Origin of the sequence: Campylobacter sp. TJR-1, from assembly GCF_032840035.1 — a bacterium.
GTDB classification, from domain to species: domain Bacteria; phylum Campylobacterota; class Campylobacteria; order Campylobacterales; family Campylobacteraceae; genus Campylobacter; species Campylobacter fetus.
Genome location: NZ_JAWIZX010000010.1, coordinates 1 through 16,022 on the forward strand (window position 1 = coordinate 1; position 16,022 = coordinate 16,022).

General features: G+C 30.8%; 15 protein-coding genes. 8 read left to right on the top strand and 7 right to left on the bottom strand.

Going from position 1 to position 16,022, the window contains the following annotated elements:
* Positions 1–172: 172 nt before the first annotated feature.
* The 5 genes from RVY88_RS08840 to RVY88_RS08860 all read right to left on the bottom strand — a co-directional run bounded on the left by RVY88_RS08840 (position 173) and on the right by RVY88_RS08860 (position 4,749).
* Positions 173–1,378, bottom strand: a complete 1,206-nt coding sequence (locus RVY88_RS08840) for a DUF945 family protein (protein WP_202931010.1) — start codon at positions 1,376–1,378, stop codon at positions 173–175.
* Positions 1,379–1,458: 80 nt separating this feature from the next.
* On the bottom strand, positions 1,459–2,028 hold the full coding sequence (locus RVY88_RS08845; RefSeq protein ID WP_038453010.1) for a DedA family protein: 570 nt from the start codon (positions 2,026–2,028) through the stop codon (positions 1,459–1,461).
* Between the two features lie 8 nt (positions 2,029–2,036).
* Positions 2,037–2,621: a lipid-binding SYLF domain-containing protein gene (locus RVY88_RS08850; RefSeq protein WP_011731848.1), complete on the bottom strand. Its 585-nt coding sequence runs from the start codon at positions 2,619–2,621 to the stop codon at positions 2,037–2,039.
* A 12-nt stretch (positions 2,622–2,633) separates the two neighbouring features.
* A complete protein-coding gene (rny, locus tag RVY88_RS08855) occupies positions 2,634–4,187 on the bottom strand; it encodes a ribonuclease Y (RefSeq protein ID WP_002848839.1) in 1,554 nt (517 codons plus the stop codon).
* Entirely contained in the window at positions 4,120–4,749 is a 630-nt protein-coding gene (locus RVY88_RS08860) for a 5-formyltetrahydrofolate cyclo-ligase (protein ID WP_038453008.1), read from the bottom strand. The genes rny and RVY88_RS08860 overlap by 68 nt, the downstream gene beginning before the upstream one ends.
* 52 nt (positions 4,750–4,801) lie before the next feature.
* Here RVY88_RS08860 and RVY88_RS08865 point away from each other — a divergent pair, with 52 nt between their 5' ends.
* The 3 genes from RVY88_RS08865 to radA are packed head-to-tail and all read left to right on the top strand — an operon-like array spanning position 4,802 to position 7,565.
* Complete coding sequence (locus RVY88_RS08865) at positions 4,802–5,356, top strand: TlpA family protein disulfide reductase (RefSeq protein ID WP_162167607.1); 555 nt, start codon at positions 4,802–4,804, stop codon at positions 5,354–5,356.
* Positions 5,356–6,225, top strand: coding sequence for a signal recognition particle-docking protein FtsY (ftsY, locus tag RVY88_RS08870; RefSeq protein ID WP_002848824.1), 870 nt, complete (start codon positions 5,356–5,358; stop codon positions 6,223–6,225). Before RVY88_RS08865 ends, ftsY begins: the two co-directional genes overlap by 1 nt.
* Positions 6,225–7,565, top strand: coding sequence for a DNA repair protein RadA (gene radA, locus RVY88_RS08875; protein ID WP_002848822.1), 1,341 nt, complete (start codon positions 6,225–6,227; stop codon positions 7,563–7,565). Before ftsY ends, radA begins: the two co-directional genes overlap by 1 nt.
* Before the next feature lie 3 nt (positions 7,566–7,568).
* Here radA and RVY88_RS08880 read toward each other — a convergent pair whose 3' ends face one another.
* Complete coding sequence (locus tag RVY88_RS08880) at positions 7,569–8,882, bottom strand: sugar transferase (RefSeq protein ID WP_162167606.1); 1,314 nt, start codon at positions 8,880–8,882, stop codon at positions 7,569–7,571.
* A complete protein-coding gene (locus tag RVY88_RS08885; RefSeq protein ID WP_162167605.1) occupies positions 8,854–9,969 on the bottom strand; it encodes a glycosyltransferase in 1,116 nt (371 codons plus the stop codon). Before RVY88_RS08885 ends, RVY88_RS08880 begins: the two co-directional genes overlap by 29 nt.
* Positions 9,970–10,155: 186 nt before the next feature.
* On the opposite strand from RVY88_RS08885, the gene RVY88_RS08890 reads away from it, so the two are divergent.
* Genes RVY88_RS08890 through RVY88_RS08910 form a run of 5 tightly spaced genes read left to right on the top strand, consistent with a single transcriptional unit; the run spans position 10,156 to position 15,695 of the window.
* Entirely contained in the window at positions 10,156–10,920 is a 765-nt protein-coding gene (locus RVY88_RS08890; RefSeq protein ID WP_042960403.1) for an ABC transporter permease, read from the top strand.
* Positions 10,917–12,101, top strand: a complete 1,185-nt coding sequence (locus RVY88_RS08895) for an ABC transporter ATP-binding protein (protein WP_002848818.1) — start codon at positions 10,917–10,919, stop codon at positions 12,099–12,101. Before RVY88_RS08890 ends, RVY88_RS08895 begins: the two co-directional genes overlap by 4 nt.
* The gene (locus tag RVY88_RS08900; protein WP_002848817.1) at positions 12,101–12,286 is read left to right on the top strand and encodes a hypothetical protein; all 186 of its coding nucleotides are present in this window, start codon (positions 12,101–12,103) and stop codon (positions 12,284–12,286) included. Before RVY88_RS08895 ends, RVY88_RS08900 begins: the two co-directional genes overlap by 1 nt.
* A 2-nt stretch (positions 12,287–12,288) precedes the next feature.
* Positions 12,289–14,520, top strand: a complete 2,232-nt coding sequence (locus tag RVY88_RS08905; RefSeq protein ID WP_162167604.1) for a glycosyltransferase — start codon at positions 12,289–12,291, stop codon at positions 14,518–14,520.
* Positions 14,517–15,695, top strand: a complete 1,179-nt coding sequence (locus RVY88_RS08910) for a glycosyltransferase family 4 protein (RefSeq protein WP_162167603.1) — start codon at positions 14,517–14,519, stop codon at positions 15,693–15,695. The genes RVY88_RS08905 and RVY88_RS08910 overlap by 4 nt, the downstream gene beginning before the upstream one ends.
* Positions 15,696–16,022: the final 327 nt, after the last annotated feature.

A 16,022-nucleotide genomic window follows, 5' to 3' on the forward strand; every position in this document is an offset into this window, starting at 1 on the left:
ATTTAAAAAACATCGAAAATAAAAAGGATTTCTAACTAGAAGAGTTAAAAGGTCTTTCCCGTTTCGTGAGTTGGAATTATACAAGAGTAGTGCTTAAAGGAGGCTTAAAATTATGAGTAAATTTGAGAGAGATGAAAAAAGTGGGGAGGGGTGGGACGAATCCCAACAAATATCAACGAAGTACCGAGTTCAAAGGCACTAAACTGTTAAATATTATATCATCTTTATTTTTGCTTAGCTCAAAATCTGCTTTATAGCCATTTCCAGACTCAATCAAAATACCGTTTTCTATAAGATAATCTTCATAAGATTTCGTCATTAAAAGCCATGGAGATACGCTAGATAACCTATTTGTAGTAATTAAATTTCCGGTGAAATTTGAATAATTTAAAATATCTTTTGGTTTTATCATATTTCGTGCATTATCAAACCAAAATGAAAAATCAAACGCAAATTTATCTCCGTCTTTGCTCTCAAAACTAAAATTAGTTATATCAAATTTTGGATCTCGTTTAACTATATCTAATAGTTTATTTTCTATATCGGATATCGAGCTATTGTTTGTTGCGGCTTCTATAATATACCGACAAGCTTCCATATCTATCGAGCTTACGCTGGTAATTAAATTAATATTATTTAAACTCAAACCGCTACTATCTAGCGATTTTATATCTAAATTTAAATTTGAATCAAAAATACCATTATTGGTTTTTAAATTACTAATAATAGAAATATCGTCTATATTAAAACCGATGAGTCCTGAATTTACCAATACTTTAGACAAGTTTAATTTAGAATTATTATCAAATATACCATACTTATCAAAATCGGCAAAATTTATTTCGCTCGGATAACTTATAGAGTATTCTAAATTTAAAAGCTGAACAAAAAGTCCGCTTTGTGAAAATTTTATATCATCTCCGAAAAATGATATTTTACTGATTTTATTGCCGTTTAAACTTACATCAAAAATGATTTTATCACTAATAAGCCGACTATATTCATCTTGAAAATTTATAGGAAGTATTTGGAGTTTAAAATCTAAATTTGAACTTTTTAATCCAGTGTTTGCAGATATCAAAATAGGTTTATTCATACCAAAAATTTCGGAAATAATTTTTTTATCAATAGGATTTATCACCTCAACAGCACCGTTTATATCAATACCGTTTAAAATAGAAAATAGAAAATAACTGCTTTTTAAATTTACATTTATCTTTAAACTTTCATTATTTTCTTTAGAAATACTACTCAAAAATAGATCTTTAGTATCTAAATCAAATGATAAATTCTGGCTAAAAATACCATTGCTTTGGTTTATATTTGAAATAACTACATTTTGATTTTGTTTAAGCGAGTCTAGAATCATATTTGACATAGATTTGGCATAGTTGCAAACATAAAATTGAAAAATTAAACACAGAGTTAAAACAGATAATAAAATATATATGATTTTTCTCATATTTTGTTCCTTTTTTTAGTCGCAAAACTAAAATATATCCAGATAATACCAAGCAAAACTACCATCAAAACAGGGAAGAAGAACACGCTATCGCCAAAATAATTAGCAAGTCTACTTACGAGATCGCCTGCTAAATAGCTAAGAAGTCCTAGAGAAACTGCCCATAATATAGAACAAATAGCATTTATAATGCTAAATTTTTTCATACTATATTTTGTAAGCCCGATAGCTAAAGGAACTAGAGTTTTTAATCCATAAATGTATTTTTTAATGAAAATTATCTTATCTCCGTATTTTTTAAATAAAATTTGAGCTAAAGCTAACTTTCTTTTATGCGATTTAAAATACGGCAAAATAGCTTGCTTATTATATCTACCAAGATAAAAAAGTATACTATCACCAATAAAATTTGAAATAGCAGCGATAACTATACAAGTAGTAAGATCTAGTTTCCCAGCATAACTAAGAAGCCCGGCAGCTATGATCGCTACCATGCCTCCTCCAAGAGTATAAAAAAACAAAATTATATATCCATAAGCCGATAGGCTATTTAACATCTCTTGCATATAAAACCTTAGTTCATAAATGCTTCTATCAAAGCGTTAAATCCGTAAGAATTTATATCAAATTTAGATCTATCGTCTAAAGTTATAACCGAACCGCCAAGTTTTGCTCCGGCAAAAAATCCGCTATTATTTGAATACGCATACATATCGTTTGAGAACGTGAAATCACTCATTTTTCCTCTATTTGCCCCGCTATCCATAAAACTGATAGAAGCATCGGCTCCTACTGTAAATTTAGTATCTTTGATATCTTGAATAATACTTTTTTTAAGTACGTAAATAACTAAATAACTACTCTCATAACCTGCTTGCAAACCAAGACTTGCGCCTCCTATTTTTACACCGATAGGCATCCAGCCATCACTCTGTTTTACCATCATAACGCCGCGCCCGACTGTTGCGCCTAGTATAAATCCCGCTTTTACAAATTTAGGAAAAACTAGTATGGCGCTTGATTTTTCTATTAGTTGAGCAGAAGGTACGCTATTTGTTTGCAAAACTACCTTATAGGCATTTGCACTATCTAGCAAAAGTTCATCATTTGCAAATAATATACTAAAACAAAAAACTATACCTAAAAATATTTTTTTCAAATTTACTCCTATTTATTTAGCAAATTCTATAGCCCTAAGCTCTCTGATAACATTTACTTTTATTTCACCCGGATACTGAATTTTATCTTGAATTTCTTCAGCTATCTCTTTTGCTAAAAGTACCGCTTCATCGTCATTTACAAGCTTTGCATTTGCTATAACTCTTATCTCTCGACCAGCATTTATAGCGTAAGCACCTTTTATTCCTTCTTTGCTTATTGCTATCGATTCTATTTCTTCTACTCTTTTTAAGAAGCTCTCAAGAACTTCTCTTCTAGCTCCGGGACGTGCTGCAGAAAGTGCATCCGCTGCACATACTGCGGCACATTCTACACTTAAAGCCTCCTCATGCCCATGGTGAGCATAAATAGCATTTATGACAACCGGATGCTCTTTATAGCGTTTGCAAATTTCGGCTCCTAAATCAACATGACTTCCTTCATATTCATGAGTTAAAGCTTTTCCTATATCATGTAAAATTCCGGCTCTTTTTGCCAACTTTTCATCTCCGCCGGTCTCTGCTGCTATAATGCCAGATAAATGTGCAACTTCGAGACTATGAGCAAGTGCATTTTGGCCATAACTAGCTCTAAATTTAAGTTTTCCTATCAATTTAACAATTTCCGGATGAACTTTGCTAATACCAAGATCTATAAGAATGTTTTCACCTTCTTCAAGTATACTTGCTTCAAACTCATCACAGACTTTTTTATGAATTTCTTCTATTCTTGCAGGTTGAATTCTTCCATCTTCAACCAAAAGTTCAATCACTCTAGTAGCTATCGCTCGTCTATATAGATTAAAACTCGACAAAATAATAGCATGAGGAGTATCGTCTATAATAACATCTACTCCAAGCACCATTTCAAGAGTTTTGATATTTCTGCCCTCTTTTCCTATAATACGACCTTTAAGCTCATCATTTTTGATATTTACAACATTTATTAAACGTTCAGCTGCAAACTCTCCTGCATATCTGCTAGTAGCTTGAGCTAATATATAATTTGCTCTTTTTTTCGCTTCTTTTTTCGCTTCTTCTTCGTATTTTCTAACGATATGTGCTATTTCGGCTCTGCTTTTTTCTTCTACTTTTCTTAAAACCATATTTTTAGCCTCATCTTCAGTGAGACCTGCTACATGTTCTAGTACTTTCAAAGTTTCGCTAAGTTTATCTTGATATGCAATTTTCAAGTTCAAACCCTCCTCATAAAGAGTTTTTGCTTGATTTTGAGATTTTTCTAACTCGTCTTTGCTATTTTTTAAAATTTCTTGTTCATTTAAAATAGCATGCTCTTTTTTAGAGATATCATCTAGCTTTTGATTATACTCCTTTTGAAGTCTACTGCCTTTTTCTTCATAACGTTTTTTAGCTTCAAACTCAGCCTCATTTACCTTAACTTTAGCATCTTTTAAGATACTTTCAGCTTCAAATTCTATGGCTTTTGCTTTTGCTTTTGCCTGTTCTAAAAAGATACTATAATTTGCATCATTTATCTTTTTAGCCACAAGATATCCAGCGCCGATCCCGATGAGTCCAGCGCCGATCCCTACTACAACTTCTATCATAACTAACCTTTTTAATATATTTTTTTGTAGGGGTTATATAAAAATCACACGTTATATCGTGTAAACTGCAAATTTTTTCTTTAATATAAAAATCCTCTATTTGGACAAAAACAGTTATAGGCGTATATGAAAGCTCAGCAAAAAATCTATCGTAATACCCCATTCCGTGTCCTATCCTAGCCATATTTCCGTCAACCCCAACCACAGGAATAACAGCTAGATCAATACTTTTTAAAAAAGCATTTGAATTGTTTGCCTCTTTAACATTAAATTTAGATATTTTAAAAGGCAGTCTCAATTTTACCATTTTTAAACTTTTATCTACCATAAAAGGGATAAAGATATTATGATTTTTAGATAGTTTTCGTCTTAGTTTCAACAGATCTGGTTCATATGCAAGAGGCGTAAAAATAAGCACATTACGCACTTTAAGATGCTTTATTAAATTTAAAAGTTCATTGTTGATTTTATAGCTAAAAGATTTTGCTCTAAATTTAATAATTTTTCTCAATTTCTCTTTTGCAAATTTTCTATAACTACTTTTTTCAAATTTAACGACCATTTTATAAACTTTTTGTATAATATAATCTCATTTTGACCCTTTAGGAAACCATATGAAATCAAGAAGCTTAATTATAGCATTTTTACTTATCTTTGCATACGGATGTAGCAAAGAAGGAAAAAACGAAGAAACAGCGATGGAAGGAAGCAGCAGTGCAGTTACAGGTGAAGATTATAGCAGAGCATTTTCACTATCTTTAAATAGCGGAGAAACTTTATATATGCAAAGAAATCAAAAAGGCTTTGATATAGAAGACAACAACAAAGCTGTTTTATTTGCATTTTTTGCGACTTGGTGTCCTCCTTGCAAAGCAGAAATACCGTATCTTGTAAATTTACAAGATAAATTTGAAAAAAATCTAAGAGTAGTTGGCGTTTTAATGGAAGATAGAACTAATGACGAGATTAAAGAATTTATCAAAATGTACAATATAAATTACGATATAGCTTACGGTGACAATAATTACTTTTTTGCTAAAGCTCTTGGAGGGGTTGTCGGGATACCTTTTATGGTGCTGTATTATCCAGATGGAAAGTATGCAAATGCATACACTGGAATGGTTCCTTTGGAGATGTTAGAATCTGATGTGAAAAAGGTAATTTTATAATGTTTGGATTTCTAAAAAAGGGTTTAGAAAAAACTATAAACGCAGTTGCCTCCAATAGACCACAAGACAAAAAAATAACAAAAGATATTCTAGAAGAGCTACTACTAGAAGCCGACGTACCATATGAAATCACTGAAGAAATAATCTACTACCTGCCTCCAAAAGATATAGTAAGCAAAGATGATTTGACTAGAGTTATGCAGACTTATTTTTTATATGATAACAAAAAAATCGAAGCAAAACCATTTATTCAAATGATAATCGGAGTTAATGGAGCTGGAAAAACAACAACTATAGCAAAACTTGCAAATTTATATAAAACTAGCGGCAAAAGTGTACTTTTAGGTGCTAGTGATACATTTAGGGCAGGAGCCGTAGAACAGATAAAACTCTGGGCAAACAAATTAGACGTGCCTATAATAGCCTCATCTCAAGGACATGATCCTGCAGCAGTAGCTTTTGATACTATTAGTTCGGCAGTCGCTAAAAGATATGATTACGCGATAATAGATACTGCAGGAAGACTTCAAAACCAAAAAAATTTAGCAAGCGAACTAGAAAAAATAGTTAGAATATCAAATAAAGCATTTGAGGGCGCTCCGCATCAAAAAATTCTAGTTCTTGATGGTACACAAGGCAGTGCCGGAGTCGCTCAAGCAAAAGCTTTTAACGATATAGTTAAAATAGACGGAGTTATAATAACAAAATTAGACGGCACTTCAAAAGGCGGAGCACTATTTGGCGTAGCAAGAGAGCTCGAGCTTCCTATATTATATATAGGCGTTGGTGAGCGCATGGAAGATCTTATTAAATTTGATGCAAAAGAGTTTGTAGATACTATATGTGACGCCATATACTTGGATAAATAATGGCAAAAGTTAAAACAATATTTGAGTGCGAGGCGTGCGGAAATCAACAAAGCAAATGGATGGGTAAATGCCCTGGGTGCGGTGCTTGGGAAAGTTTTGTAGAGCTTAGTAGTGAACAGATAAAAGCTATAAAAGAAATTTCAAAACCATCTGTTAGTACTGCGAATGCAAAACCTATAACACAGATAGAAATAGAAAAAATTTCACGTCAAAGCACAGGCGACGCCGAACTTGATCTTGTTTTAGGAGGCGGAGTAGTAAATGGCTCATTAGTATTAATAGGCGGAAGTCCGGGAATAGGCAAATCAACCCTTCTTTTAAAAATCGGTTCAAATTTAGCAAATAGCGGTGAAAAAGTACTATACGTAAGTGGAGAAGAAAGCTCTACTCAGATCAAGCTTAGAGCTAACAGACTAGATGCAAATAGTGAAAATTTATATCTTTTAACAGAGATAAATCTGGATTCTATTTTGGCTGAAATATCGAAAAAAGAGTACAAAGTATTGATAATAGACTCTATACAAACTTTATATAGCGATAAAATCACTTCTGCCCCCGGATCAATCTCGCAAATACGCGAAATCACCTTTGAGCTTATGCGTCTTGCAAAAAGAGAGGATATATCTGTTTTTATAATAGGTCATATCACAAAAGAAGGTTCGATAGCAGGACCAAGAATACTTGAACATATGGTTGATGTAGTGCTATATTTTGAAGGAGATAATAGCACGGAGCTTAGAATGCTGCGTGGATTTAAAAATAGATTTGGTTCTACTAGCGAAGTTGGAATATTCGAGATGAAAAGTTCAGGACTAATTAGTTCTAAAGATGCTACCAGTAAATTTTTTACAAGAGGAATTGCTATAAGCGGATCTGCCATAACCGTCACCATGGAAGGAAGTCGCGCACTCATAGTAGAAATTCAAGCTCTAGTCTGTGAAAGCAACTATCCAAAAAGAAGTTCAACCGGATTTGATAAAAATCGCCTTGATATGATACTTGCTTTATTAGAGCGAAAACTTGAAATTCCGCTTGGGCATTATGACGTATTTATAAACGTAACTGGCGGCGTAAAGATAAACGAAACTGCTTGTGATCTAGCAGTAGTAGCGGCTATAATATCAAGTTTTAGAAACAGGCCTATCAGCAAAGAGAGTTTATTTATAGGAGAACTGAGTTTAAACGGCGAAATAAGAGAGATTTTCAATCTTGATACAAGGCTAAAAGAGGCTAGTATGCAAAAATTTAAAAACGTAGTTGCTCCAAACAAACCGATAGAAGACTCAAAATTAAAAATATTTGTAGCAAAAGAGATATCTCAAGTATTAGAGTGGATGTAAAAACTATTTAGCACCGCTTCTTAAAATAACGCTTTTAAACGTTTTTATAAGTATAATTATATCATTATATAATGACCAATTTTTTACATACCATACATCAAGCTTTACCCTAGTTTCAAAATCCGTATCGCTTCTACCGCTTACTTGCCAAAGTCCGGTGATTCCCGGTCTTAAAGCAAGTATAAGATAACGATCCTTGCCCATTTGATGGCGTTCATTGATCATATACGGTCTAGGTCCTACAACACTCATTTCAAATTTAATAACATTAAAAAGCTGAGGCAGCTCATCAAGTGAAGTAGCACGCAAAAAAGCTCCTATTTTTGTAATTCGAGGGTCGTTTTTAAATTTATGATATTTGGCATAATGAGCGACCTCATCCGGATTATTTTTCAAAAACTCATCCATAAAACTTTGATCGCTTTTCATAGTTCTAAGCTTGAAACATTTAAATATTTTACCGTCTTTACCGAGTCTATTTTGTGCAAAAAATACCTTTTCATGGGGCTCTACTATTTTCATAGCCAAAACAATAACTCCTAAAACGATAGAAAAAATAGGTAATAAAATAATAAAAATTATAAAATCAAGCAGCATTTTAAGCAGCGCATTTATAGGATTTAAAAGCGAGTTTTCTATGCTAAAAAGGCTAGTTCTCGAGTTAAATATACTATATATAGTAGAGCAAGAAAAATCATACTCTTTTAAAACCGGAGTAAATATAATCTCTCTATGATTTTTTAAATTTTGCTCGACTATTTTATTTAGCATAACAGCGTTTAATCCATTGCTACATACAAAAAGCGTTTCGTAATCTTTGTCCGATTTTATATAACCTAAATAGTGATTTTCAAAAACAGACTCTTCGAATTCGCCGCTTTGTCCCATAATTCTAGCCGGTTTTTTCCATAATCCAGTGTGGTATAAAACTCTTTTTAGTATAAATTTACTAATGGGTAAAAAAAACACCATAAACAAAAAACTAAGTACAAAAACAGGTCTTGGAAAATCTAAGTTTGAGCTTGTCAAAACAAACAAAATAATAGCCGCGCCGAAAAAACAGTTACGCAAAGCTACTCTACTTTCGTGCCAAAAATCAAATCTTTTCGTATATAGTTGGCTATAAAAAAATAGTAAAATATTAATAGCATAAAAAACATATAAACTACCTATATAAACACTTTCACCGCTAAACAAATTTACTAAATAACTAGCTAAAATAAGCGATAAATAAATTACCGAAGCATCACTTAAAACCAGAAAAGATGAGGCTATGAAGCTTTTTAGCTTACCCGTTTTTAAATTTTTCGTATTCATTATTTACATACTCGTTTATAGATTTTTTAAATTTATCTTTTGAAAATTTAAGTGCATTTTGTCTTATCAAATTTGGATCAAATTTATCTATATTTTTTTCAAATTCTACTATAGCTGCGTTTAAACTATCCTCGTTTTGTTCGCAAAATAAATTACCGCAAACGCCCTCTTCTACGCTTTCACAAGCTCCTCCTTTTTTTAATGCTATAACAGGAGTACCGCACGCCATCGCCTCTACTACGCTAATACCAAAGTCCTCTACGGCGGCAAATACAAACGCTCTTGCACCTTGTAAATACTGCTTTAAGTTTTGGCTGCTTTGAAAACCTACTAATTCAATATTTTTTTTGGCTAAAACTTTTAAATTTTGCATCTCCTCGCCATCGCCTATCACTACTAATTTTTTACCGTTTTTGTTAAAAGCCCTTATTATAACGTCAACTTTTTTATAGGCTACCAACCTTGAGCAAGTAACGTAATAGTCATCTTTATCGCTATTTAACGTAAAACTACCCGTATCTACGGGCGGATATATAACATCTGCTTTTCTTGAGTAAATTTTCTCTATCCTAGAAGCTATAAATTTAGAGTTTGCAATGATTTTATCGGCTCTATTTGCGCTTACATAATCCCACATTCTAATACGATACAAAAACCATTTTACAAGCATCGCTTTAAGTCCGCTATTAAGCTTATGTTCATTTAAATACGAATGATACATATCCCACGCATACCTTATAGGAGTATGCATATAGCAGATATGAAATTGTTTGTGATTTGTTAAAATTCCTTTTGCTACGCAATGCGAACTAGATAGCACAAGATCATATTCATTTAAATCAAACTGCTCGATAGCATAAGGGAAAAATGGTAGATAATTTCTAAATTTAGATTTTGAAAAAGGTAAATTTTGTATAAAACTAACAGATGCTTTTTTGCCCTTTAAAATGACGCTTCTATCCGTATCATTTAAAAAATCCACAAGCGAAAAAATATCAAAATCATTCCAAATATCAGTGAAGCTTTCTACACATCTTTCAGCTCCGCTATATTTATCCAACCAGTCACAAACCAACGCTTTTTTCAAATTTAAACCTTCAGAAATCTTTAAATTTATTATACCATAAACTACCTAAACTTGTAAAATAAAATTAAACAAGCTTTTTCAGTAAGTATTTCTTTTAATCTCAATATATTTATATCCATAGTTATTATCTGATTTTAATCTCTTTTATAGTAAAATCACCATAAATTTGAAAATTATGGGGATGTTTTGAATAAAATAAAAGAGATATTATCATTAACTAAATTTGATTTTAAACAACGATATAATTCAACAAATCTCGGCTCTCTTTGGTATCTTGTCACTCCGCTTGTTATGATATTTATATATACGGTAATTTTTTCGGATTTTATGAATGCAAGACTTGGTATCAATAGTGATAAATGGTCATATAGTTTATATTTAGTTCCTGGGTTATTCTCATTTGCAGCATTCCAAAATACTATTTTAAATATATGTGATGTTCCGACTCAAAAAGCTGGAGTTCTTAAAAAAATCAGCATTCCACTATATGCATTTGAAATAAGCCCAACGATAATCCAAATAATTATATTTTCTATCTCAATGATCCTTGGGGTAATATTTTTATCTATTGTTTCCAATCTGAATGTTCAAATTTTACTTATCATTCCTATGATGATTTTACAAAGTATATTTGCATTCGCTCTTGGAGTTATATTATCTATCTTGTCTATATTTATAAAAGATATTAAAGAGGGTTTGCCTATATTCTTGCAGCTACTTTTTTGGGCAACTCCTATAGTATATCCTTACCAAATCATAGAACAAAAGTTGCCTATACTCCTTGAAATAAACCCGTTGTATTATTTCATCAAATTTTATCAAAAAATATTTTTATCAAAAAATGTCGAATACTCAGATTTTATTACTCCATTTATACTTAGTATGATAACGCTTTTGATAGCTGCTTATCTCTATAAAAAGCTTATATCAGCAATAAAGGATATGTATTGAATGCTGTTTTGGAAGTAAAAAACCTCACAAAAATATTTAAAATTTATAAAAATGATTTTCAAAGATTAAAAGAGGCATTTTTAAAGAAAAAATATCATAAAGAACTGGTAGCAAACGACAATATATCTTTTAGTTTAAAAGAAGGGGAAAGTCTAGGTATAATTGGCTTAAACGGCGCTGGTAAAAGTACTCTTTTAAAGCAAATAGCAGGCGTATTAGAGCCATCTAGCGGAGAGATAATAAAATTTAGTAAAGTAGCTGCTATTTTAGAGTTAGGAACAGGCTTTGATCCAGAGTTAAGCGGCAGAGAAAATATATATTTTAATGGTTTTTTACTCGGTATGCAAAAAGATCATATAGATAAAATTTATAATGAGATTGTAGATTTTAGCGAATTGATAAATTTTATAAATATGCCAATTAAATCATACTCGTCTGGCATGATCGTAAGGCTAGCATTTAGCATAGCCGTATTTAGCGATGCTAAGATTTTTATTATAGATGAAGCCTTATCTGTAGGAGATGCGCATTTTTCTCAAAAATGTATAACAAAACTAAATGAGATAAAACAGAACGGTACAAGTATAATATTTGTTTCCCATGATCTAGCTGCGTTAAAACTGCTTTGCCAAAGGATAATTTTACTAAAAGAAGGTAAACTTATTGGTGATGGAGAAGCTTCTGCTATATTACAAGAATACAACTACCTTATATCGAAACAAAGCGAACAAAACAGTGAGTATGAAAACGGATATGGAGACAAATCAGCAGAAGTTTTAGAAGCATACATATTAAAAAACGATAAGCCATCAAAAGTATTTTTTAGCGGCGATGAAGCTACTATATGTATAAAAATAAAAGCAAACAAAGACTTAAATGATTTAGTAGTAGGTTTTCTTATAAAAGATAAATTTTCTCAAGATATATTTGGCACAAACTCAAACATAATAAATCACCCTATTGCAGTGAAAAAGGATAAAATATATTTAATATCATACATATTAAATTTAAACATAGGAAACGCATTTTACACAATGTCGCTAGCACTACATCAGAGCAATACTCATATAGATATTTGTCATCACTGGTTAGATAACTATTTAAGTTTTCAAGTTATCTCAGATCCAACATTTATAGGCATATCAAAATTATATCCAACAATACAAATTAAGGAAATATAATGGAGTTTAAAGAGTTTAATATCAACTCGCCGATCATTGCGCATATAAAAAATTTAGAATCCCAAATAAAAGATAAAGATAAAGAGATAGATGATCTTAAAAATAGATTAGAGCAGATTAAAAACATTCCTATTATTAAATTTCTCATATTTATAAGAAATATACTAAAAAATTTAAAGAAATAGATATGGAGTTAGCATATTTTTCACCTCTTCCAGATGATAGATCTGGCATATCTGCTTATTCGGTTGAATTATTGAGATATTTAGAGCTATTTTATAACATTACTTTAATTTATGATAATCTAGACAAAGTAAATGAGTCTATTAAAAATAGATACAAAATAATAAGCTTAGATGAGTTTAGTCCTAAAAATTTTGATCGCTTGCTTTATAATATGGGAAATAATATCGAATTCCACGCAAACATATACAAAACTGCGATAAAAAATCCGGGTATAGTTATACTTCATGATTTTTTTCTTTCGGGATTTATGTCAAATTATCATAAAATAGACCCGAATTTCAATATCCAAGATGAGATTTTCTACTCACACAGTTACAAAGGCTTAACTGAATTTTTCTTAAATTCGTATGATGAGTTTGCGAAACATTATCCTATAAATAGGCGAATTATAGAGAATTCATACGGTATTATCACACATACGGAAAAAAGTCTAGAATTAGCAGAGCTTTACTACCAAAACAGAGATTTTTTAACTCATATTCCACATCTTAGAGCTAGCATAATTCCTGATAAACAAACAGCAAAGAAAATTTTAAGCTTACAGGATAAAACTATATTTTGCGTATTTGGTCTTATAGGACCAAACAAAATGCATAAAGAAATTCTATATGCTTGGAATGAGAGTTTAAAAAATGACCAAAACGCTGTTTTGATATACGCCAGCGGTACTACAAACAATGAATATTTTTTGAATTTAAAAGATTTTGTCAAGACAAATGGCATAGAAAACATTATATTTACAAATTGGCTAGATAACAATGAATATCATATATATCAAAGTGCTTGCGATGTATCTATCCAGCTAAGAGCTAGCGATAACGGAGAAGCTAGCGGCGCGCTTCTTGACTGTTTTAACTACGAAAGCCTTGTCATATCAAACTACTCGAATTTTAAAGATTACACTCTATATATAGATAATATTTGTGAACTTAAACTTGCTCTTAAAACTTGCTTAAACAATAATCAAAATATAGTAAAAAATGCTAAAAATTTAATCATTACAAAACACAACCCATTATCTTGCGCCTCACGAATAAGAGATCTAATAGAAAAAAGTTATAAAAATTCCAACAAGCTTAATGTACATAAATCTCGAGTTTTATTAGATATCTCTGCTATAGCAAGGGAGGATTTAAAAACAGGTATCGCAAGAGTTGTTTTACAAGAGTTAAATGCTATACTGAAGATATCTCATATGCTAGTTGAGCCGATATATTTTGATCAAAGAGATGGAAAAAAAGGATATTTTTACGCTGGAGACTTTATCACTTCACGCCACGGCATTCCATTTAAAAATGATACAAGTACGGAAGTAGATATAAGAGACGGGGATATATTTTACGGAATTGATTTTCCAATCTTTTATAAATTTCCACTATTTGAATCAGCCATATACGAAGCATATAAAATAGGCTTTTTTAATAAACTCAAATCCAAAAAAACAAAAATATACTTTAAAATTCACGATATCTTACCTATAACGTCACCTCAGTTTTTTCCATATCATGCTTGTGAATTACACCTACAGTGGATAGAAACCATAAGAAAAATAGACCCTGTTCTCATAGCAACTAGCCAAAAAACAAAAAATGATCTTGAAAAATACGGTTTTAATAAGATAAAAATTATACCGCTTGGTTCAAATTTCACTGAACTAAAAGTACGTCATATTAAATTTAAAAATAGAACTTTTCTAGCAGTAGGAACTATAGAAGAACGAAAAGCTCAAAAAGCTATTGTAAATACATTTTTAAGATTGCAAAATGAAGGTATAGAAGCGGATTTGATCATAGTGGGAAAATTAGGACGGGTAGATGAGGATTTTAAAGAGTTTTTATGCAAAAAACATAAAAATATCAAATACTTAAAATTTGTAAGTGATAGATTTTTATGCTCTTTATATAGCAGCACAGAAGCTATCATAGCAGCTAGTTACGATGAAGGCTATGGGCTTCCTATGGTAGAAGCATCATATTATGGAGCGTGCATCATAGCAAGAGACATACCTGTTTTTCGAGATATTTTAGGTGAAAATGCTACATATTTTAAAGATGATATATCCCTTTATGAAACTATAAAAAACTATAAGTCAAAAAAGACAAATAGACAAATTGGCATTACGTGGGAATATACAGCAAGAGAAATTTTAAAATTTATAAAAGAGGATTTATGATAAATATACTTATAGATACAAGACCACTAGCATCAAATCTTACTGGAGTGGGCAGATATACATATGAAATAGCAAAAAATCTAAATAAAAATGAATTTAAACCAACATATGATTATGGATTTTTAACAGATAAGCTTATTGTTGGAGATTTAAATCAACAAAAAAACAAACCAAGCATCAAGTCATATTTGATAAATATAGCAAAACGCATTTTAGACAAAACTCCTACTATTAAAAAAGTAGTCAAAAAAATGTTAATTAAAAATTCACTAAGAGAAGTAAAAAGTATAAATATAGATCTATACTTCCAACCAAATTTTATTCCACTTGAATTTAAAGCCAAAGTTACAGTCACTACAATTCACGACTTAGCATTTATGAGTTATCCTGAGTTTCATCCAAAAGAACGCATAGATTACTTTGAACAAAATTTTATACCCAATTTAAGTAAAACAGACCATTTTATCACAGTTTCAAATGCAATAAAACATGAAATTATAAAAAAGCTAAATATCTCAGCCGATAAAATATCGGTTATTTATAATGGATATGATGAAAATATATTTAAACCCAAAAACAAACAAACCATAAATATTTTAAAAGATAGATTAGAATTAAATAATCCGTTTATATTATTTGTAGGATCTATAGAGCCACGCAAAAATCTTACGACTCTCATACAAGCGTACAATGAACTAAATTTAAATAATATCGATCTAGTTATAGTTGGAGCAAAAGGTTGGGAAAACTCAGGAATACACTCACTGATCCAAAATAATGAACACATAAAATTTTTAGGATTCACTCCAGATGATGATTTAGCAACTCTTTACTCATCAGCAACTATTTTTGTGTATCCATCTATTTATGAAGGATTTGGCATACCGCCTTTAGAAGCCATGGCATGTGGAGCTCCTATTTTGTTATCAGATATTGAAGTTTTTAGAGAAATTTATGGAAATGTAGCTGAATTTTTCAGCCCTTTAAATGCAAAAGAACTGGCAGAAAAATTAAAAAATCTTATAAATAATTCAGATAAATTATCTATAATGAAAAAAAACGGTCTTATATTATCTAAAAAATATAGCTGGAAAAAATGCATTCAAGAACATGAAAAATTATTTATAAAATTACTTGATCAATATATGTTTATAAACACACTATTATCTAAATAATATGCTATATAAGTTAAATTTATATAGCAAAATTTATCATTCTTTCTCTCTTTTTATTCAACAATCAAACCTTATTTTCTCCTAGCTCTTACCATTCTCCTTTTCACCTCTCTGCTATTTGTTCTTAACAACCCTAAACAACTACTTAAATTCAAATTATCTTTTAATCATTCTCCCGCTTTAACCAAATACTCTTTGATACCTTGTAAGTATTTAGTATATAGATAACTATATATATGGTTGGTTGCTTTTGCTGGTGATTTTATTTTATTTTATTAAGGAGTCCTTAAATGTTAAACAAAACAGATGTTTCAATGCTTTATATCA

What these genes read in the sequence shown, in the direction of transcription:
- RVY88_RS08900 (WP_002848817.1), top strand. Translation starts at nt 12,101, where the DNA reads ATGGAGTTTAAAGAGTTTAATATCAACTCGCCGATCATTGCGCATATA.
- RVY88_RS08845 (WP_038453010.1), bottom strand. Translation starts at nt 2,028, where the DNA reads ATGCAAGAGATGTTAAATAGCCTATCGGCTTATGGATATATAATTTTG.
- RVY88_RS08865 (WP_162167607.1), top strand. Translation starts at nt 4,802, where the DNA reads ATGAAATCAAGAAGCTTAATTATAGCATTTTTACTTATCTTTGCATAC.
- RVY88_RS08905 (WP_162167604.1), top strand. Translation starts at nt 12,289, where the DNA reads ATGGAGTTAGCATATTTTTCACCTCTTCCAGATGATAGATCTGGCATA.
- radA (WP_002848822.1), top strand. Translation starts at nt 6,225, where the DNA reads ATGGCAAAAGTTAAAACAATATTTGAGTGCGAGGCGTGCGGAAATCAA.
- RVY88_RS08880 (WP_162167606.1), bottom strand. Translation starts at nt 8,882, where the DNA reads ATGAATACGAAAAATTTAAAAACGGGTAAGCTAAAAAGCTTCATAGCC.
- RVY88_RS08910 (WP_162167603.1), top strand. Translation starts at nt 14,517, where the DNA reads ATGATAAATATACTTATAGATACAAGACCACTAGCATCAAATCTTACT.
- RVY88_RS08840 (WP_202931010.1), bottom strand. Translation starts at nt 1,378, where the DNA reads ATGTCAAATATGATTCTAGACTCGCTTAAACAAAATCAAAATGTAGTT.
- ftsY (WP_002848824.1), top strand. Translation starts at nt 5,356, where the DNA reads ATGTTTGGATTTCTAAAAAAGGGTTTAGAAAAAACTATAAACGCAGTT.
- rny (WP_002848839.1), bottom strand. Translation starts at nt 4,187, where the DNA reads ATGATAGAAGTTGTAGTAGGGATCGGCGCTGGACTCATCGGGATCGGC.
- RVY88_RS08860 (WP_038453008.1), bottom strand. Translation starts at nt 4,749, where the DNA reads ATGGTCGTTAAATTTGAAAAAAGTAGTTATAGAAAATTTGCAAAAGAG.